Source organism: Flammeovirga agarivorans (assembly GCF_012641475.1).
GTDB classification, from domain to species: domain Bacteria; phylum Bacteroidota; class Bacteroidia; order Cytophagales; family Flammeovirgaceae; genus Flammeovirga; species Flammeovirga agarivorans.
In genome coordinates this window covers 296,039-318,499 of record NZ_JABAIL010000006.1, presented here as the reverse complement: position 1 = coordinate 318,499, position 22,461 = coordinate 296,039, and the positions used below count along the sequence as shown (strand labels likewise).

Sequence of the window (22,461 nt, the reverse complement as noted above, 5' to 3'; positions counted from 1 at the left end):
TCTATCATTATAAAACAGAACTAAAAGTTTATAGAGTATTTATCTCTAGCTCTTCTAAAAATAACCGCTGACATTGAGTAATCTCTTGTAATAGATGCTCATGGAGCAAAATCTCTAACCGTATTCACTCAAAAATAATAATTACATTACTATGGAAAGTATTACTACTACTGAAAAGTCCAATGCTAATATTGAAACTTTTACTTCACATATTGGCATTGCGGTAGACCGTTTTATTGCTCAAAGACAAAGTGAATTTCCTCATGCCACAGGTGAATTATCTCAGCTATTAAGAGATATCGTTATTGCTTCAAAAATTATTAGCCGTGAGATTAATAGAGCCGGCTTAAGTGGTATTGAAGGAATGACTGAAGAAGAAAATATACAGGGAGAGCCTCAGAGAATGTTGGATATCATTGCAGAAGTGCGTTTTAAAAGAGCATTAATTAATGGTGGGCAGGTATGTGCAATTCTTTCCGAAGAAAGTGATGAAATAATAGATACAGGAAATCATAATGCAAAATATGTAGTGGCTATTGATCCTTTGGATGGCTCATCGAATGTTGATGTGAATGTATCTGTTGGAACCATTTTCTCCATTTATAAAAGAGTTAGCCCACAAGGAAAACCTTATAAAAAAGAAGATTTTCTTCAAAAAGGCGATCAACAAGTTGCGGCCGGATATATTTTATATGGCCCTTCTACCATGCTTGTTTATACCACTGGATATGGAGTAAATGGCTTTACATATGAATCCTCATTAGGGGAATACTTTCTTTCCCACCCTAACATTATACAGCCTGAAAATGGTGAATATTACAGTATCAATGAGAGAGATCAAGGAGAGTTTTCTAGAGACTTTAAAACTTATCTTTATGAATTGAAGTCTCGTAAAATGGAGACAAGATATGTAGGGTCATTAGTATGTGATTTTCACAGAAACCTTCTGAAAGGCGGTGTTTATATGTATCCGTCTACCGATAAATATAAAGAAGGTAAGTTACGTCTAATGTATGAGTGCCATGCCTTGGCCTTTTTGACAGAACAGGCAAAAGGTAAAGCGACAAACGGTTCAGCTAGAGTTATGGATATAAAACCAAAAGATATACATCAACGAACACCTATTATTATTGGTTCAAAAAAATTAGTGGATGAATATGAAGAGATCAGAAGTTTGATCTGTTTCTAACAAGAATAATGTTTTTGTTGTGTGACGTATAGATTTATTGATGATGTGTGAATATGATCCTATTCTAAAAAGTAGAAATACTTTTTGAGTAGGATCTTTTTATTCGACTTTGTGGGACATTGCTGATACTCTTTGTATTGGTTTTATGGATAATAAATTTCTTTTTTTTACAGATCACTTAAACTATTGGGAATAATACTGCAAGAACTTTTGGGGCAAAAAAAGTCTAAAGGTAACATTGAGCAAAATTCACCCCATCATTGACTAATTATTCCCGCATTAAATAAATGATCTAGTTTAGTTTTGTGGTATAAGAATTAAGAAAGTAAATCGACAAAAAATGTAATAGAATAAGAAGTTAACTAAAGCCTAGAAAAAGTCTCTATTGATAATGGAGACTTTTTTATTTATGTGATCGTAAAAAAATAACAATCAAACATAACCACCATAAAACATCGACTTATACCACTCATTTAAAGGTACTTGTCAAATCAACCTCTATTATAGATTAAATATTTTCCACTTCAATTCCCTTTGTTGGATAGCTTTGCTTTCAGGTTATTATTATGAATATAAGATTCGGCTAGAAACTATAATAATTTGTAGAAATATGCATATAGAAATTTATGTATAGCATTCAATATTTTGTTGTGACTATCTTATATAAAAAGGTTTTATTGTATGATAAAACCTTTTTTATTTTCAAAAAACATCCTCAATCTTACGTAATACATATGAAGTGATGACAAATTTAGTAGGTGGTAGTCTAAGATGTATAACCTTAAAAACTATTAAACTTACATTAACCATGATCGATAAAAGACTAAACCTATTGGTATATTTTGTGATTTGTAATGCGATAGCCTACCTATTTGCTTCTGCGATTTTTGATAATCAGATATTGTCCAATATATTATGTGCTTTGTGTATCATAATTTCCGGATACATTGTATATATCAATTATCATAAAGCCGTGGAGGACAATGATGCTCCAAAAAAAAGATACCTTAAGAAATTAATAATATATACTTATTCAGGATTGATTTTACCTGTAATAATTGTGGCGATGTTCAGTAAATACATCTTGTAAAAAGTATGTTTCTCATTAACCCAGGGCTATCTTGGGTTGATGAGAATAAAAAAATACCCCACCCAATGCCGGGTGAGGTAATTATTAAATATTGGTCTACTGATAGTTTTATCTTAATTTATAAACTTTTACATCCTTCTTAAAATCACCTCTGACAGCCTTAAACGCTTGCATCATTTGTGCTACCTTATCAGGGTGAATCTTTGCTAAGTTATTTTGTTGAGAAGGATCTTCTTTCAAATTGTACAATTGTATTTGATCGCTATTACCGATTTCAATTTTTACTTTCTTTAAAGCAACGGGACCTTCATAAGGAGGAATCAATAACCAATCATTCTTTCTAAATGCTGTTCTTGATGTGGCTTCTAAAATTAGTTCTTCTCTACCTATTTTGCTCTTACCTAAAAAAGCAGATAGTAAGTTTTCACTGTCATCTGTTTTTAAATTACTACCAACTAACGCTGAAATCGATGAAAGCAAATCCATTTGGCAAACTAAAGCATCAGACTTTGTCGGTTTAATTTTTCCTTTCCAATACGTTAGGAAGGGAACACGTGTTCCTCCATCAAATAAACTATATTTTCCTCCTCTTAATACACCTGCTGGCTGATGATCGCCTAATTTCTCCTCTGCTTCATCATAATATCCATCATTAAGTACAGGGCCATTGTCACTCGAAAGGATGACTAATGTATTTTCTAATAGGCCTTGTTTCTCAAGTGTTTTTATTAGTTCACCAATACACCAATCTGCTTCTATAATTGCATCGCCTCTTGGTCCCATCCCTGATTTACCCTTAAACCTTGGGTGGGGAGTTCTTGGTACATGAGGTTGTTGAAGTGCATAATATAAAAAGAAAGGTTGATCCTTATGCTGTTCAATATATTCTTTCGCTTTGATTAAGAAGTGCTCGGCCATTTCATAGTCATCCCATTTTGCTGCTTCTCCTCCTTTCATAAAACCAATTCTTGGAATACCGTTAACGATACTATTGTTATGCCCATGATGCCATTTCATGTCTACCATTTCGGGGTTTGATATAGCTGTTGGTTCTCCTTCAAAGTTTTTCTCATAGTTTACTTGAATTGGATCTTGAGGATTCAACCCCACTACCTTATTGTTTTCTATATAAACTGTAGGAACTCTATCTTGCGTTGCAGCCATGATATAACTTTCATCAAAGCCCACCTCATTTGGGCCTGGAGAGATTGTCTTATTCCAATCTACATACCCATTACCTAAGCCCAAATGCCACTTGCCTACAATACCTGTAGCATACCCTTCAGCCTTTAACATTTTCGGCAAAGTAAGTTGCTCCGTACCTATGATCAACGGTGCAGTACCAGGTAAGATCTTTGCATTCACATTCTTCCAAGGGTAAGTGCCCGTTAATAACCCATATCTACTTGGTGTACAAGTAGCTGAGGTAGCATAACCATTAGTAAACTGTACCCCATTATGAGCTAAAAAATCCATATTGGGTGTTTTTAATCTTTTGGATGCCCCATAGGCCCCCATATCTCCATAGCCTAGATCATCCAAATAAATAAGTAAGATATTGGGTTTGGCACTAGTTTTATTTTCTTTTTCAGGTTTAGAGGAACTGCATCCGAAAAAGAAGGTGGATACCAATAATATTAAGAAATATGATTTCATTATTTCGTTTTTTTCTTGTAGTGATTCTTACTAAAATCTGACTGCTCTTTTGTAAGGTCTAATAGCTTTCCTTCTTCAAGCTGTGACCATAATTCTGGATGATACACTTTTAAATACTTCACAAAAGCAACACCTCTAAAACCTTCAGGTGCAACATCTTCAAAACCTCTATCGATATGCTCTAATTGCCATTCATTCATATACCCTCTAAGTTTTTCTAACTCTTTTTTATATTTTGGGTCATGGATCAGGTTAACTAGTTCATCAGGATCATTTTTTAAATCATACAATTCCTCTACTTCCTTTTTTGGGGAGAAAAAATATGCTTGAGCCGAAGTAAGATGGCCTTCAGAATATAATTTTCTCATTACATGTACTGCTGGACGATTGTACTCTAAATACCCTTGATGTGCATCATAAGGTACTTCTGGCATATAGTTTTTTATATATTTAAAGCGTTTTGTCGTTATCGCTCTAGATCGATCTTTGATCTCATCCCAAATGTCTCTAGCAGAATATACATAGTCTCTTTCCTGCTTATCGAAGAGAGACGTTCCCGAAAAATATGTTGGTACATCTACTTGAGCAAGTTCAAGAATAGTCGCAGATATATCTGTGAATGAACATAACTGATCATCTACTTTATCTTTTTTCAATGCCTTTGGGTAATGAATAATCAAAGGAATTCTTAAACCCGAATCATATACATATCCTTTACCTCTAATATTCGCTCTTCCATTATCTCCCATAAAAATGATCACTGTATTCTGCGCCACCCCATTTTCCTCTAGTTGGTCCATCAACATTTTCATTTCATGGTCAGCATATTCTATTTGGTCCAAATAAGTCGCCCAATCCAATCTTGTAGCTGGAGTGTCGGCAATAAATGGTGGAAGGGTTACCTTGCTAGGGTCCACTGGATGTTGGGATTTTTCTCTAATAGAATTCCACCAATTTCCTCGATGTGTCACCTTCAATTGAACTTGAGCAAAAAAAGGTTTTCCATCATTTTTTAATACGGCTGACTTTTCATTAAATAACCCAAAATCAGTAGAACCATTATACTCTCCAGTCGATTGATGCATAAAATTACAATCGATCTTCTCTCCTTTTTTCATTACTAACTTACTACCAACGATTGTTTTATATCCGGCATCAGCAAGCAATTTTGTAATCGGCGTATACTCATTAGGCAATACGACCTTTCTATTACTTCTATGGTTGTGAGTATTGGTAATATTCTGATGTGTACCCAACATTAAAGCAGATCTACTTGGTGAACAAATAGAGTTTGTGCCAATACAATTGGTGTATCTGATTCCTTCTTTCGCCAGTTGGTCAAACGTTGGTGTTTTCACCTCGGGCATTCCGTAACAAGCTAAATCATTACTGATATCCTCTGCCATTACCAATAAAATATTGGGACGTTCTTGGGCGCAAAGGCTACTGGATATACAAAGAAGTATACCCAATAGCTGTACTATTCCTTTTTTCATCTTCAGATAATTACTTATTGAAAATCAACATTAATAGTACTCTTATCACTCTCCATCATCTTTGTCGCCTTTCCTTGGAAATCATTATTTTTAAACGTCACATTTTTTGATGAACGTAAAATAAAGGCAGGGTTTTCAGGATATAATTGAGGAAACCTATCACTTGAAAGAATGGTATTTTCTTCAAATTTTAGTTCATCAGTATTGCTTGCTTCAAGTACTAGGTTATCGAACATTTTAAAAATATTCTTTCGAATTGTGATGTCATTAAACGCAATACTTTCATTATCCTCATCAGTAACAAGACGGATAATTCCTCTACTTGTTCCTCCAAAATTACAGTTATCAAATGTGTTCCCTTCAATCAATAAATTTGATGTAGCCCCTGATTCATACCATTTTGAGCTTTCAACTGGTAAGAAAATCGCCTCCATCTCAGAGTGGAAATAATTGTTTCTTACAATTGCTTTTTTAGGAGTAGATAACAAAACGCCTCTAGCTCTATTCCCTTGGAATTTATTGTTTTCTAGAAGTACTTCAGGATAAGCAGAGATATTTTCGATATAATCACCCTGTACGACCTCTTTAGGAATTTTCTCTTTAAATGTGATCACTTGGTAACGCTGGTTGACCCTCTCAATAGACTCAATAGTCAACTTATCAAAAGGGGTAAATGATTCATCAATTTTTACAAACCCAATAGTATCTCCTTTTTTACCAATCACATAGCCTTCTTGTTGGTGATGTCCCATTCTAATACCTAACTTCTTCTCTCCCAGTTGTTCTACCACTTCTTGGTAAGCACCGTGGATATTCACACAATCATCCAACTGATTTTCTAATAGAGAATTAGTCATCTTGATAAAACCTCTACATCCCACAAAGTGCGTAGCATCGGCCGTTGTTGACACCATTCTATCACCCGATGGAGTGATTTTTAATCTGTCAATGTAAATATCTTCAGAGTTTTCTACTAACAGTCCCATACCACCTGCATGGTGAATAGTAACGTCCGTTAAATGAAAATTATTGGTGTTGTTAACTCTTATACCTGGAGCGACTCTATTTTCTCCTTGTTGCCCCTTAGTAGAAAGGATAGTACCAATTGGCGGTAGTTGTTTTTTATGATTGTAGAACCTAACCACACCTGGAGCCACTTGTTTTAAGTTGAGACGACTTTCTGTACCTACTTTTCGAAGAGTAAGGTCACTTTTATCTACTTTATACTTGTATTTAACTTGGTCAATACCGTGTTGAACAGTCGATTTTTGAGAAGTCGCAATCGGGCTGAATTTCTTGTCGTTATAAGCAATCGCTCTTCTTTGTTTATCGTAGATAATCGTTTGCCCTAAATCATGCTCGTAATATTCTTTGATAAAGTAAATGTCTCCATTTCGGATTTCATAAGGGTATTCGTCTCCAAAGCGAACATCAAAAGAATGTTCTTCTGTATTGTGTGCGATTATTTCCCCTTCACTATGAAAAGCCATTGCCCAATCTATTGTTACATTTTTAATAGAAACGTTTTCGCTATTATCGACTAAAAAAGGAATCATTTTACCATGAAAGATAAAAGTAGACCCTTGTCCGTCAATGGTAAAATCTTTAAATCCATCAATTGGGAAAGCAAGGTTAACAAAAACATCTTTATGGTTTGAGATATATACAAACTTCGTTAAGCCTTTATCTGGATAGAAATGATAGGTTCCTTTCTCAAATTTAATTCCTTTTGCCTCTTTATTTTCTAGTATCTTTTTTAATACATAAGGAGTGGCATCTTCTGTTATTGCAGCAGTTTTCTTTACTTGGATCACCTCACCTGGTTTATCACAAAAACCAGAAAAAGAAACCAAGAGAGAAAAGATAAATATTAATTTCTTCATTGTCTTTTTAAAATTCTTTGTTTTAGTAGTCTCATTAATTGCACCTGATCCATTTTTCCCTTATTCCATAGTTAGAAGGTAATAGTTGTTAGATCGGTAATAATTCTTTCACAGAACAAAAGTGTATGATTGGTAAGAAACAATAGTATGCAGTAGTAAATCTAGTGTGTCATAGCATACAAAACACTGATTTACAATAGTATTTAAACAAAAAAGGCTACACCAAAATTTTGATGTAGCCTAAATATATTAAGCTGTTTCTTCTACTTCAACAGCCTGTTCTTTTCCATATTTACCCGGTGTTATACCGTAATGTTCTTTAAACATTCTACTAAAATGTGTTCTACTTTTAAATCCTGTGCGGAGATAAACTTCAGAAACCGTCAGCTTTTCATTGACCAACATTTCAGCTGCTTTTTTAAGACGATAAAGTTTCAATAACTCATAAGGAGTATGGTTCGTAATTGTTTTCACTTTTTGGTAGAAGTGTGTACGATTTAAATGCAATTCCTTAATAAAGATATTGATATCTAATTCTTCATCATCAAGGTGTTTTTCCATCAACGCATAGAGTTTTTCCATAAAGACTCTTTCGCTCTTATTATTATTCTTTTTCTCTACTTCTACAGGGAAATCGATTCTAAACCTCTCTCTTAACTGACGTCTATTTTTTAATAGCATTTGTGCTGTAGCAATCAGTTGTTTCAAATCGAATGGCTTACTGATGTAAGCATCCGCACCACTTTCAAAACCAGATACTTGATCATCTACAGATGACCTAGAAGTAAGTAGAATGACAGGAATATGACTTGTACGAATATCTGCTTTGATGCCTTTACAAAGCTCTAAACCATTTAATTCCGGCATCAGAATATCACTAATTATCAAGTCGGGCCATTCGTTTTCTACAGCTTCCTTACACTGTCTACCGTTCACAAAAGATTTCACATTAAAATATTCCGATAAAGACGAATGAACAAAATCTCTTAAGTCATCGTTGTCTTCAACGTAATACACATTTAATTCTTTTAATGAGTCATCTTTTAAACTCTCTGGAAGTTCGATGCCTTTTGGTAAGATTCTTTGTTTCTCATCATCAGACTCCATGTTTAAAATTTCTTGAAGACGCTCTTCATTAAAAGTGTCTTCCAAACTAATTTCAACAGGAAGGATAACATTAAACTGAGTTCCTTCTTTCACCTTACTTTCTACACCAATAGTACCGTAATGTAACTCAACGATTCTCTTAGAAAAAGCCAATCCAATACCCGAACCTACTGTGGCGGTATTTACATCTTCTGATTGATAATACCTCTCAAAAACATATGGTAAGTCCTTTGCTTTAATCCCAACACCCGTATCACTTACAGAGAATACTAATTTGTCGTTTTCGACTCCATAGTTCAAGGTAATCGTATCTCCCGATTTTGTGAATTTAAAGGCATTATTCAGTAAGTTGTTAAGGACAATTTCTAATTTTTGTCGATCTGCTACCACAAATAACTGATTCGCATCTCCGTTGACTACAAATTTTCTCTCTGTATGTTCTGCCAGTTGATTAAATCCTTTTTTCACTTCAGAAATTAAAGAAGTGAATTCGAAAGAAGTCATCTTTAATTTAAGTAGACTTTGCTCTGCTTTTTGAAAATCCTGTACTTGATTGACCAATTGGAACATCTTTTTAGATTGACTTTCAATTAGGCTCAGATGCTTATACGCATCATTATTCGATTCAAAAATCTTAATAAGTACTTGTAGTGGTCCCGAGATTAGCGTTAATGGTGTTCTAAATTCATGAGCGATGTTCATGAACATTCTTGTTCTAGTTTTATTCAACTCATCAATTCTTTCTTTGTCCATTTGCTCTATTTGTAAATCATGTTCAATCTTATTCATCTTTAAGATAAAACGGATAACTACAAACAAAATCGTTACAAACAAGACAAAATATAAGATATAAGCAACCGTCGTTTTCCATATAGGAGGATGAATAGTAATCTCAATAGTTTTTGATGGTGACCATGCTTTTTTAGAATTTGAAACGGCAGCTTCAAAAGTATATTTTCCAGGAGGCAACCCATTAAAACTGGCTACTTTTATTTCAGATGGTGTTGTCACCCATTCTTGTTCTTGAGGCAACATTCTATAACGAATTAAGTTTCCCTTTTTATCGGAATAGTGCAATGAAATCACCTCTAATGAGAAGATATTTTGATCATAATTCAAGTCAATCTTTTCAGTTTCATTTAATGCCTTTGGTAAGATTACATGATCATCTAGAGTGTCTAAAACATTCACTTTCTTATTGAATAATTTAAAGTCACCCAATAATAGATTCGGCATTTGATCTTCTTCCTGAATTTGAGATGGGTCAAAGTAAAGTAATCCATTACCACCAGCAAAAATCAATTCATCATTTTTCAAAATTGTTGCTGATGGCTCGAATGGAGAAATAGGCACTCCATCACTAATGGTATAATTTCTAAACTTTCTAGAAGTGAGATCAAAAGCATTTAAACCTTTATTTGTCGTAATCCAAAGTCTTTTTTCTTTATCTGGTAGAATACTTTTTACAATATTATTATCCAGTCCATCCTTTTCCATAAAAGATTTAAAAACACAAGCCAACTGAGAGTTCTCTACTAAACAAATACCGCCTTCTTCTGTACCAATCCATAACTCACCATTATCTAATCTTTGGATACAAGCCACATAATTACTGGAAATAGAATATTTGTTATCGGGGTCATGAACAAATTGAGATTTCCTCATATTTTTCAACGTACGTTTCGGGTTGTTATTGATTCGAATTAACCCATCTCTTTTTGTTCCTATCCAGATATAATTGTATTTGGGATCTTCATAGATGCATCTCACTTCTTTTATACTTTTAGAAGAAAAACCTTGATGCTGATCCATAAATTGTATGTCTTCGATTTTACCATATTTTGTAAGACGTAAACGGTATAATCCTTCACTACATGCCACCCAATGATAACCAAACTTATCTAGCATTACCCCTCTCATTTTAGCATTTGCAAATGAAGGGTCTAGCTTACTTATCAGAGGAACCCACTTATTTAGGGCTTTACTGTAATAGAAGTTTCTAGATGTTTTTCCTTGTAGCTTTACAAACTGTCCTCCTTTATCATCCATCAAAAGTAAAGTATTTGCTTTTCCTGCTAAGTTTTTGATGTGTGGAGGTAATGGTTCTATACTATTCGTTTCTGTATTAAAATTTAGGATTCCTCTAAAATGAACGTTGATTAGAACATTGGTATCTGTCCATTTTTGAAGGTTTAATACGTGATTAGACCATTCGCCAGATTGATTATTTGTCTTAAGGTTGGAGTATTTGAAGTTATATTTTTTTGTAGGTAAATGGTATAAACCTTTTCTAAATGATCCTACCCAAAAGTCTCCTTTATCATTTGAAGACATCGTACTAACCCTGTAGATAGGGTATGCCTCTTTCTCCAATATATCTTTTTTTGTTTTTTGATCTAACTCTTCCTTGTTTGTTTTATATAGACCTAATTCTTTATGTCCTAACCATATATTTTTAGAAGAGTCGACATGAATCGTTTGAAACTTCTGACGGTTCAAAATATGATTCAATGTTATATCCCCCTTATTATGATCTAGGATAACGATACCATTGTTGGCTATACTGTAGTACCTATGCTCATTATACTTTACTAAATCGATGTATTTATCAATGTTAGCTCCATTGACTCTTGTTTTTGTTCTATTTGGGTAATTAACAATATACAAACCCTTAGAAGTAGCAACTAATAGGTTATGCTTGTCTAATGGCTCAGTTTTATAAGCAATTGTGCTTTCACTTAGGGTAATATTGTTTTTTAACTTATACGTTTTTGGATCAAAAAAGAGCAATCCTTCTTCTTCTGTGGTACACAAGATATACCCTTTATACTTTGAGATCTGCCTAACAATTGGTCCTATTTTAACTCCTTTCTTTGTTTGAGAAAGGTAGATACTTTCAAACTTTTGTGTAGTATAATTATAGATACTCACACCATGATCTGTACCAATCCAAATATTGTTGTATTCATCTTGAAATAGAGAACGTATACGGTTACTATTCAAGTTCTTGATATTTCTGAAGGTCTTAAACTCAAAACCATCATAACTATTTAATCCATCAAATGTACCTACCCAAAGTAATCCGTTTTGATCCTCTAATAGTGAAGTAACACCATAGTGAGATAACCCTTGAGGCATTGAATAGGCATTTAATATTCCTCTTTCAAAATATTCGTCTTGTGCACTACTTATAAGGGGTAGAAAAAATCCAACAAGTAGTAATACTATTTTCGTAATAATTCTTTTCATCAACAAAGTCGGTTAATAGTATCTCAAAAAATTTAAAGAAGAATGTTCTTATTCTGTTAGTACGCATGTAAAAATAAGGTTTTTTACTTACATGTCTTATTATATTGAATTTAAATAAGAACATTCTTTGTTAGTAGTCACACATCACGAAATCATTTCTCTTTACAAGTCCAATCCTGTTCCTTGTAAACTGTAATCTTTCTCCCAAAAAATTTTCCAAGGATCTTGAGTGTCTTGCTGGAAGTCTTTTAACTTCTTCTTCATTTTCACTAATACTCCCTGATGCTCTTTACTATCGACTAGATTGTTTACTTCATCAGGATCTTTTTCTAAATCGTATAATTCGAACTCTGCATGATGCAGATAATCTTCGACCGTTCTTTTACCATAATATTTCGCTCCCGAACGGTATCTTTCTTGCCAAGTGGAAGAGACCCAGAGGTCTGATGCAAAAGGATATTCTAAGCCCGAAGCAATATTTAGAATCAATTTGTAATTTTCATGTCTTACCACTCTCATTGGGTAATACATGGTAATCTCATGGAATGTATGAGAAGCATAGATTTCATCTCTATCTTCCTTTTCCGTTCCATCTACTACTCCTGTAAAAGAAGTACCATGAAATTCTTTAGGTTCAAAGTTGATATTTGCCCAGTCTAAGATCGTTGGCGTCAGGTCGACCCAAGAGATAAAGCTATTATTTTCCTTCTCTTGGTGATCAAGTAAAGGGTTCTTAATAATACAAGGTAAGTTCATTCCTGGCTCATATAAGGTCGTCTTTGCTCCAGGGAATGCAATTCCATTGTCAGAAATATAAATTACAATCGTATTCTCCATTTTACCCGAAGCTTTTAAGTGTTCCATAAGTAAACCAAAACCAGTATCTACTCTTGATACACTCTGATAGTATTGTGCTAACTCTTCTCTCGCTTCTTGTGTGTCTGAAATAAAGCTTGGGACTAAAACTTCTTCAGGTGAGTAGGTAATTTCTTTTACGCCTTTATACCCTTTCTTTCTATTCCCAAAACTATTTGGATCATCCCAATTCGGTCCAGTTGGTTGCCCTCTGTGTGGGTCTCCTGTACAGAAGTACAAGAAAAATGGAGCTTCTTTTTCAAATACTTCTTTACATTTATCCGCCATCTCTACAGTATTTCTCTGATTGGCTTTAATCACATTTTGAAAATGAAATACCTTCTCTGGTGCTAAATGATATTTGCCTATTCGAGCAGTATAATACCCATGCTCTTCCATGATTAGCGGTAAAGAACTAACGGTATCATATGTACTAAAGTGATGATAATCATGCGTATGTCCATATGATCCTGTGGCATGCCCAAATTTTCCTGTAAGCATTACCGATCTACTCGCTGCACAACTAGCACTGGTACAATAAGCGTTATTAAAAATAGTCCCTTCACTGGCTAATTGATCTAAGTTGGGAGTTTGAACCACTGGATTCCCATAACATCCCAATGCATCTTTTCCATGATCATCTGAGACGAACAGTATTATATTAGGCCTTTTTTCAGCCTGTTGACTTACACTATTTTTAGTAGTGTGACAAGCAGGTAGTGTAAGTAATAATAAACAGAAAACGGTACTCAAGTATCTAAAGATACTAGATATTATTATTTGATGTAGATAGTATTTCATACTTATAAAAAATTATAACATATATAGCTCATAATCGTACGTAAAAGCAATATCAGAAGTGATTTTCACTCGTTTGTCTCTCCGTATTTTTAAGTTGTATCTCTGCGTACAGTCAATTCATTTACAACAACTTACCTATCTATTTTTGTATTCATCAGTAATTAACTTTATGGTAAGACACACCCTTCTATCTTTTTATTTCACTATGAAATTTTCGATTCAAATAGAGGTTAAAAGGTTGATTTTTGACCATAAATTTGAAAAAAATTGTACCTTCAAATTCAGATGAACTATCGCATACATTTAGCTAACCATAACATACAGCTTTTAACTCTAGGTGTTTTTTATTTACATTACCTCTTTCAAACAGAGGTAAATTCTTTCACACGGATTATTTAAAAGCAACGTTCAATATTCAATAAGTAGAGAAATGAAGAACATAAGAAATTACTTGTATTCATTTGTACTGTTGATACTTAGTGTAGGGTGTGCCTCTTCATCTAAAAGTAAATCAACAGCACAACAAGAAAAGAAACCAAACATCATATATATCCTTGCAGATGATTTAGGGTATGGAGATTTAAGTAGTTATGGTCAAACAAAATTTACTACTCCCAACATTGATGCATTAGCAGAATCTGGTTTAAAGTTTACACAACACTATTGCGGTTCTGCAGTTTGTGCTCCTTCCCGATCATCTTTAATGACAGGACAACATACAGGGCACACTCCTATTCGTGGTAACAAAGAAATTGAAGGGGAAGGCCAAGTTTCATTACCTGCAGCTTCGTTTACGATTGCCGAACTATTAAAAGAAGAAGGATATGTTACTGGTGCCTTTGGTAAATGGGGACTTGGTTTTGTAAATCATGAAGGTGACCCTAATAAACAAGGATTCGATGAGTTCTTTGGGTATGTATGTCAAGCGGCTGCTCATAGATATTACCCTGAATATATCTGGCATAATGACCAAAAAGTGTTCTTAGAAGGTAATGATTGGACAAATACGGTAACTTACGCACCCGATGTTATTCAAGAAGCAACATTAGACTTTATCGAGAATAATAAAGACAATACATTTTTCGCATATGTTCCTTTTATTCTACCTCATGCAGAATTAATCTCTCCAGAAGATTCAATCTTAGCTAAATACAAGGGTAAATATCCAGAAACGGCGTATACAGTAGACAATAAATATACATCTGATTATGGTCCAAATATTCAGAAACACATGTATTGTTCACAAGAAATTCCTCATGCTGCTTTTGCTTCAATGATCAACCGATTAGATAATTATGTAGGGCAAATCGTTGCTAAAGTAGAAGAATTAGGAATTGCTGATGAGACAATAATTATGTTTGCCAGTGATAATGGGCCACATAAAGCCGGTGGAGCCGACCCTACTTTCTTTAATAGTGGTGGAAATCTAAGAGGGATCAAAAGAGATTTATATGAAGGTGGAGTACGTACACCATTTATTATTAAGTGGCCTGGTAAGATTAAAGCTGGATCAACTACTGACCATGTTTCTGCATTCTGGGATATCTTACCCACTTTCGCAGATATTGTAGGAAAAGGAGATCGTTTCGATGTGGACGGCATCTCATTTTATCCAACAATGATTGGTAAAGGAGAACAAGAACAGCACCCATACCTTTATTGGGAATTAAACCTTAAAGGCGGTCGTCAAGCTGTACGATTAGGCGATTGGAAAGGCGTTAGATACAAAGTGAATAATGGAAATTCTTCTATAGAACTTTACAATATTGTCAATGATCCAGAAGAATCTACTGATGTAAGTAAAGAGAATCCTGAAGTAGTAAAAGAAATTGCAGGCATTATGAAGACTGCTAGAACTAACTCCGAAATGTTCCCTCTATTTAAAGGGAAACAAGATTCTAAATAATTTGATGATTACTCTAGGGTATCATAAAATATATGCTTCGTTATGATGTTATGGATCATTACTCAATGATCTATTAAAACCATTCATACTAAGTGGTATTTTGTGATACCCTTTTTTAACAATGAAATAATGCGATTTCTATTATTTACAACCCTATTTGCTTTACACTTTCTCTCTTTTGGTCAGGATGATAAGATCTATATCGTTTTATTTGCTGGACAATCCAATATGGCAGGGAGAGGCCAATACCAAAGTTTAAGTCAAGAAGACAAACAAAAAGTCGAAGAAGCTTCAAAATATATTTCCATCATTAATGGGGAAAAACAACCTGTTCCACTTTCTTATATAAGAGCAGATAAACGACAAACTAACTTTGGGCCTGAGCTATTTGCAGGTATCTTACTCCATGAGAAATATCCAGATCGTAAGTTCTTTTTTATCAAAGAAGCAAAAGGAGGTACTTCACTTTATGGTGCTTGGAATCCGGAATGGTCTTATGAAAAAGCAAAGATTGGAGAAATTGACGATAAACGACAACAAATGAAATTGTATTCTAGACATGTAGAAACAATCAATAAAACGTTGGAAAGAATTAAGTCTGATGGAAAAACACCTGTGCTTATGGGAATGTGTTGGATGCAAGGAGAAAAAGACTCTCGATTGGAAACCACAGCCACTGCTTATGGAGAGAATTTCCAATTATTGATAAAGAGTTATCGACAGACATTTAATCATGAGAAAATGCCTTTTATTTTCGGACAGATCAATTGCCCTCCAAGAACAAAATTTCCTGATGGCACTGAGGTTGTTCGTCAGCAAATGGCACATATTGCGCAGAATGATCAAAATATTTTTATGATAAATACATCTATGAATAAAGATTGGGATGATTTCCCTAAGAGAGGTGACAATGTACATTACAATACACAAGGCCAGAAAAAACTAGGAACTGCCTTTGGTGATATATTAATTCAGAATAGTCATTATTAATCATAGATGGTTGTCTAACAAAAAAGGCCATACACTATAAAATATAATGTATGGCCTTTTTTATTCGATCAATGGATTTTTAATTTTTCAATATTCTAAAACTATTTCCATCTACATTAACCATATATAATCCAGAAGGATAAGCTGTTATATCCACTTTAATACGTTGGAATCTTCTGAGTAAAACAGGTGTTACTTCTTGCCCTTGTAGATTATAAATCACAATAGTAGAAGCATCATTAATGGTAGTTCCTTTCACATTGAAAACTCCATCACTTGGGTTTGGATAAACTTGATAACCTAAATTCAATAGATCTTCTTTTGATGTTGGCTCACCATCAACGGGAGGATTAGTTGGATCAACAGGTACTTGAGAACAGTCATCAATCCAAGTTTCCTCGACAATAATCGCTTCCTGATATTTGAAATCAATGGCTTCTACTGACGAAATATCTACGGTATAATACCCCTCAGCATTATTGCCATTACCTCCACGGTACAATACTGCAGCAACTGCTGGAGCAGGGTAACTCTCACCATCTTTATTGTATTCTGTTCCAATTAGCTCTCTCTCCTGACAAGGTAAGTAACCAAAATGTTTTGATTTCACTTGAGCAGTAGTTCCATAAGTTCCTTTTACATTCTTTACAATACATGTGTTTGCATAATAACCCGGTGTAATTCCTAAAGAATCTTGCTCTTTGGTAACATACCCTTTATCAATTCGTACAGCAAATCCTGTATTTACAGCTTCTACTCCATCAATCTCAACATGTCCATTTTTAATCGCATGTGGAGAGATCATCACACTGGCATTTCCATTTTCACAGTACACATTGTTAGCGTATATATCATGGTTACCACCAATTTGTAACTCATTCATTTTATTTAAGCCCGTTTCAAGACGTAAAGTTACACCACCGTCACCCCAAATATCTTTAAAGAATACATGTCTTAATGCTTGAGATTGCACTAGCCCATAGCCATAATGTGCTTTTTCTATTCTACAATTTCTTACCACACCGTTTTCAGACATCACATACTCGCCATTGTATTCTGAATAGCCCATCATGATTGCAGAAAATTTAGTATTGTCATCTATCACACTTGCATCAGACAGTAAAAAATTCTGAGTATTAAATAATGAGAATACCCTTACATTGGTATTTCTTGAAGTACTAACATCAATGGTATATTGACCACTTTTACCACGTATACTCACATTCTCGGTATATTCTCCATCCTTCCCGATATTAAAAATTCCGAAGTTTTTATCGTCACCTGGATCAGTTGGGTATATCGTTGCATTCTTGTGGATGACAATGTGGATATTAGACTTTATCTGAATGTCCTTTAAGAAATATTCTCCACCAGGAATATTAATTCTTCCTCCATTTTCTAGTACCGTTAAATCATCGATAGCTTGTTGTAGTTTTTCACTATCATCTCCGGTGTCTGTGTTGTCTACGTTGTAATCCACTACAAGGTCTACTGTTCGATCTACAGTGTTGAGTTTTTCAGTATAGAAGTCGCTTTCGTTTTGTGCAGAAAGTGTCGCCCATGAGAATAAGACTACACATGTTGTAAGTAAAATTCGTTTCATTTCATTTAAAATTTAAGGTAAGTAATTGTTTATAGTGCATATGCTTCCAAGGGCAATCATTCCGACACTTTTTTTAGTGCTTGATTGCCTACCACAAATGCTTGGATGTGATGAAAAATCACCCCCTTTTTACAAGAGGTGATTCTTCTATATTTATCTAATTCTGATTACTGTTCGCAGTTAACTACTTCATCACTTTCATTGATGACTGCTTTCTTTTGGTAAGGGAAACCGATGGCTTCTACATTAGAAATTTCTACTTTGTAATAACCATTGGCATTATCTGCATTTCCATCTGCTCTGTAAAGAATAGCTGCAACAGAAGGTGCTGGATAACTCTCACCGTCTGGGTGAGGTTTTGAATGGATTAATGGTTTTGCATAACAAGTAATGTATTTAAAGTGCTTAGGCTTTACTTGTGCATTATCGCCATAAGTGGCCTTTACATTTTTAACGATTGAAGTATTGGCATAATAACCTGGCTTAAGGTTTAGCTTTTTCTGGTCTTTGCTCGCATATCCTTTGTCAATCCTTACTGCAAATCCAGTGTTTACGGCTTCGACTCCGTCTACTTCTACATGTCCATTTTTAATCGCATGTGGAGAGATCATCACACTGGCATTTCCATTTTGGCAATATATATTCTTCGCATAGATGTCATGATTACCGCCAGTTTGGGCATTGTTCATTTTCTTTAAGCCAGTTTCTAAACGAAGCGTTACACCACCATCGCCCCAAAGATCTTTGAAGAATACATTTTTTAAGGCTTGTGATTGTACTAACCCATAACCATAGTGTGCTTTTTCTATTCTACAATTTTTAACCACACCATTGTCAGACATCACATATTTACCATTGTACTTTGCATAGCCCATAGTAATAGACGAGAACCTTGAGTTGTCATCAATACAGTTCATATCCGCAATTAAAAAGTTATGGGCATTGTTCATGCTAAATACCCTTACTCTCTTATTTTCTGCTTTACTAACATCTACAGTATATTGGCCTTTATCCCCTCTTACACTAAGGTTTTCTACATAATTACCATTCGTTCCGAAATCAAAAATGCCGTAGTTTTTGTTTTTCTTTTCCGGAGCTACAGGATAGATCAAGGCATCTTTTGAAATCACAATATGTACATTTGATTTTACCTCAATACTACCAAAATAATATGTTCCAGCACCGATGTTGATACGCCCTCCATTTTTTAAAGAGGTCATGTCATCAATCGCTTTCTGAAGTTTGTCACTATCATCTTGATTGTCTTTGTTGTTTACCTTATAGTCTTTCACTAGGTCAACAGTTTTAGACACTTGCTTGATTTTGTCTTTGTAAAAATCGCTCTCTTTTTGAGCATAAGTCATACTAGCGCTTACCAATAAAGCACCTAATGTTACGATAAGTTTTTTCATTTCACGAAAATTTATTGGATTTCATTGAATTGAGCAACGAAAAGTGATTCAATTCAACGTAATAAGTTTAAAAATTAAATGGCCTTAAGTTCGTCTACACATAAACCGTTAGCATGAAGGGTTGTAAGACGAATGGTATTTGCTCCTGATTGCAACGTTACATTCACTTCATATTCGTTCCAATCACTTCTATATTTGTCTACAGCATGAAGTATTAATTCTTGACTCTCTCCATTGATTGTCAATAATACTTTGTGTTCTTGCATGTCTTTTTTAGAAGCCGAGTACCTAATTTTTAAGGTATATACGCCTTCGCTTCCGTCATTCTCTTGGTACCATTCGATATAGCCCCCTTGATTTTTTCCGAAATCGATATAGCCATCACCGTTAAAATTAGCTCCTTCAGCAGAGATTGTTACTTGATCAAAGGCGGCATCTTCTGCCTGGTCTCCTCCAAGGTTTGCAGCCGTTACAACAGGGTCCATTTCGAAACCTTCATCCTCTGCAAATCTTTCATACATACGAAGTACCTCTGTATTATTGAATAGCACTAATGCCTTCACTGTGGTTCCCAGTTCTATGTCAAAAGCTGTTGTATATTTTGTAGATGCCGTTGTCGGTTCTTGTCCATCAAGAGTATAATAAATGGTAAAATCACCATCAACCGGAGCTCCTATTAAGGTCATCTTTTGGACGTCTATACTCACTTTTTTAGATGTCCATAATCTCTTTTCACCAAGTATAGCACCAACGATAACATTTACGTCACCTGTCTCATCTAAAGATTCTATGTAAGCTCTTGTCAATCCATAAAACCCAATTCTATCAGTAGCTAAATAATGTTTTTCTACATCTACAGGACTACCATTGTCCAATGCTTTTACTTGCCCAGCACCAAGAACTTTAAAGAAGTTTCTGTTTTCTCCATATGGATAAAATTCCCCTTTGTCATCTGTAGTTGTAATTCTTAACTGAACGATATCCTCTTTTGAATTACTTAATGGTTTACCATCAATAGACAGTTTAATTTTTGATGGCTGATCTGCCGTTGCAATTGTTTCTTCAGAAACGATTTTATTGTTTTTGTATCCTACCGCTTTTAATGTACCTTCTTGATAGCCTACCATCCATTGGCATTGCATTTTATCCCATGATAATCCTGGTTTTTGTTTACCAAGTGATTGACCATTAAAGAATAACTCCACTTCATCACAATTTGAATATACCCAAACAGGAATCTCAGTCCCTTTTTCCAATAATGGATGTGTCCAATGAGGAAGAATATGAACCATTGGTTCTTCTGTCCATTGTGATTGATAGAGGTAATACAAGTCTTTTTCAAAATTGGCCATATCAATTGCTCCTCCCATAAAGGATTTGAAAGGCCAGCCTCCATGTACAAATGTTGCTTCACCGATATAGTCATAACCAGTCCAACGGAAAGAACCTGCATAATTAGGCATATCGCGTAATTGCTCAATATTTTGACGAGAAGTCAGACGTACCATAGCATTGTCATAACTTGAATTAAATAGTTGCTTATAGTTGGCTTTATTCGCAGAAGTTGTCCAGTCAAAAGTAAAAACTTCTTCGTCTGTTAAATCAGGATATTCATAAGGTTGATGACGCACACTTGGGTAACCGTCTCTATACCATGTTTTTGTTCTATAGAATCCACGTACTTGGAAGGTATGTGTATTTTCTGTACCAATAAATACGCGATCTTTCTTTAAGTGGTCAAAGAATCCCTTCCTTTCACTATGTCCATTTACACCAAATACATCCATGTAATCAGATCCTGAGTGTCCTGAAGTAACTGGTCTAGTGCTATCTAATTCATGACATCTTTCTACTAAAGCCTTTGCCGCTTCATCTCCTCTGGTTTCATTACCCACCGAATAGATAATTATTGAAGGATGGTTTCTATCTCTCTTAATCCAATCCGTAAGATCTCTATCCCACCATTTATCAAAGAAATGTGCTCCATAATCATTTAGTGCTTTTTTATGCCATCCATCATAAATTTCATCCATTACGATTAGTCCCATTTCATCACACATATCATAGAATTGTGGAGTTTGAGGATTATGTGCTGTTCGTATAGCATTTACACCCATTTTTTGGAGTTGTTCTAAACGAAAACGGAGTATTTTATCTGGAACTGCAGCTCCCAACGCTCCGGCATCTTGATGGTTACAAACTCCTTGAAGTTTTACATTTTCACCATTAATCCAAACTCCTGTTTCTGGTTTCCATTCTACATCTCTAACACCAAATCGGGTAGTATAGGTCTCATGAATATTCTTCGCATCGATTCTAGATACTAACTTATATAAGTTCGGTGTAGACGTAGACCATAATTGAGGATTCTCAATGATTAGCTGTTGTTCTAAAAGCTTTTGATTTTCTGATTCAAGAGCAAATTTTTGTGTAGTAGTTGCAACTACTTTTCCATTCTGATCAACAATTTCTGTGGTTAAAGTACCTTTTGCCTTTTTTCGGCCTTCGTTCTTCACCTCAGTTTCTATTTTAACGACATTTTTCTCCGTTCTAATAAAAATTCCATCAGTAGGAATATTTACTTTTTCCTTAATGTCAATCCATGTGTTCGCATAAATACCCGACCCTGTATACCATCTTGCTGAAGGCTGAGCATTATTATCGACGCGTACAGCAAATGTGATCGTATTTGATTGATCTACCTCTTCTGTAATATCATATTCAAATGAAATCCAACCATAAGGTCTATTTCCTAATTTCCTACCATTAGCCCATACTGTACTGTTCATAAAAACACCATCAAAAGCAATACGAACTGCTTTACCTTTCCATTCTTCTGGTACATTGATTGTTTTTCTATACCAACCTATACCCGCAGGAAGATAGCCACACTGTCCTCCCATAGGATGGTCTTTATCGTACTCTCCTTCAATACTCCAATCGTGAGGTAAGTTTAAGTCTCTCCAATCTTTATCATTATAGTTTAACTTTTCAGCTCCACTATGATCGTCTAGTTTAAACTTCCAGTCTTTATTAAAGTTTAGTCTCTGCTGTGCTGATAATTGTAGGGTCGAAAAAAGTAACCCGATAATAAGTAAATATTTCATTTGAATTTCATTTTTAAATGATACCCAAAAGTCGAACTCTCCACACGAAAACATGCACCTGTGTGTATATAATGTGTACCTACAAAGTTAAACAGCTGTATTTCTGAATATTAACAA

General features: G+C 34.7%; 11 protein-coding genes. 3 read left to right on the top strand and 8 right to left on the bottom strand.

Annotated features, from left to right (window positions below; translation table 11 throughout):
* Nucleotides 1–151: 151 nt before the first annotated feature.
* Nucleotides 152–1,189, top strand: coding sequence for a class 1 fructose-bisphosphatase (gene fbp / locus HGP29_RS19770; RefSeq protein ID WP_168884157.1), 1,038 nt, complete (start codon nucleotides 152–154; stop codon nucleotides 1,187–1,189).
* Between the two features lie 1,198 nt (nucleotides 1,190–2,387).
* Here fbp and HGP29_RS19765 read toward each other — a convergent pair.
* From HGP29_RS19765 to HGP29_RS19745, 5 genes are all read right to left on the bottom strand, one after another.
* Entirely contained in the window at nucleotides 2,388–3,935 is a 1,548-nt protein-coding gene (locus HGP29_RS19765) for a sulfatase family protein (protein ID WP_168884156.1), read from the bottom strand.
* Nucleotides 3,935–5,431, bottom strand: a complete 1,497-nt coding sequence (locus tag HGP29_RS19760) for a sulfatase-like hydrolase/transferase (protein ID WP_168884155.1) — start codon at nucleotides 5,429–5,431, stop codon at nucleotides 3,935–3,937. Before HGP29_RS19760 ends, HGP29_RS19765 begins: the two co-directional genes overlap by 1 nt.
* Nucleotides 5,432–5,445: 14 nt before the next feature.
* A complete protein-coding gene (locus tag HGP29_RS19755) occupies nucleotides 5,446–7,314 on the bottom strand; it encodes a right-handed parallel beta-helix repeat-containing protein (RefSeq protein WP_168884154.1) in 1,869 nt (622 codons plus the stop codon).
* Between the two features lie 249 nt (nucleotides 7,315–7,563).
* Nucleotides 7,564–11,670, bottom strand: a complete 4,107-nt coding sequence (locus HGP29_RS19750; protein ID WP_168884153.1) for a hybrid sensor histidine kinase/response regulator transcription factor — start codon at nucleotides 11,668–11,670, stop codon at nucleotides 7,564–7,566.
* A gap of 162 nt (nucleotides 11,671–11,832) precedes the next feature.
* Nucleotides 11,833–13,326, bottom strand: a complete 1,494-nt coding sequence (locus tag HGP29_RS19745; protein WP_168884152.1) for a sulfatase family protein — start codon at nucleotides 13,324–13,326, stop codon at nucleotides 11,833–11,835.
* Between the two features lie 430 nt (nucleotides 13,327–13,756).
* Between HGP29_RS19745 and HGP29_RS19740 the strand changes: the two genes are divergently transcribed.
* Together HGP29_RS19740 and HGP29_RS19735 are read left to right on the top strand one after the other, a co-directional pair.
* A complete protein-coding gene (locus HGP29_RS19740; RefSeq protein ID WP_168884151.1) occupies nucleotides 13,757–15,232 on the top strand; it encodes an arylsulfatase in 1,476 nt (491 codons plus the stop codon).
* Between the two features lie 129 nt (nucleotides 15,233–15,361).
* Nucleotides 15,362–16,222: a sialate O-acetylesterase gene (locus HGP29_RS19735; RefSeq protein ID WP_168884150.1), complete on the top strand. Its 861-nt coding sequence runs from the start codon at nucleotides 15,362–15,364 to the stop codon at nucleotides 16,220–16,222.
* A gap of 79 nt (nucleotides 16,223–16,301) precedes the next feature.
* Here the strand turns inward: HGP29_RS19735 and HGP29_RS19730 are convergent, their stop codons facing one another.
* The 3 genes from HGP29_RS19730 to HGP29_RS19720 all read right to left on the bottom strand — a co-directional run bounded on the left by HGP29_RS19730 (nucleotide 16,302) and on the right by HGP29_RS19720 (nucleotide 22,344).
* Nucleotides 16,302–17,825, bottom strand: coding sequence for a T9SS type A sorting domain-containing protein (locus HGP29_RS19730; protein WP_168884149.1), 1,524 nt, complete (start codon nucleotides 17,823–17,825; stop codon nucleotides 16,302–16,304).
* A 167-nt stretch (nucleotides 17,826–17,992) separates the two neighbouring features.
* Nucleotides 17,993–19,237, bottom strand: coding sequence for a glycoside hydrolase family protein (locus HGP29_RS19725; protein ID WP_168884148.1), 1,245 nt, complete (start codon nucleotides 19,235–19,237; stop codon nucleotides 17,993–17,995).
* 74 nt (nucleotides 19,238–19,311) lie between these two features.
* Nucleotides 19,312–22,344: a glycoside hydrolase family 2 TIM barrel-domain containing protein gene (locus HGP29_RS19720; RefSeq protein WP_168884147.1), complete on the bottom strand. Its 3,033-nt coding sequence runs from the start codon at nucleotides 22,342–22,344 to the stop codon at nucleotides 19,312–19,314.
* Nucleotides 22,345–22,461: the final 117 nt, after the last annotated feature.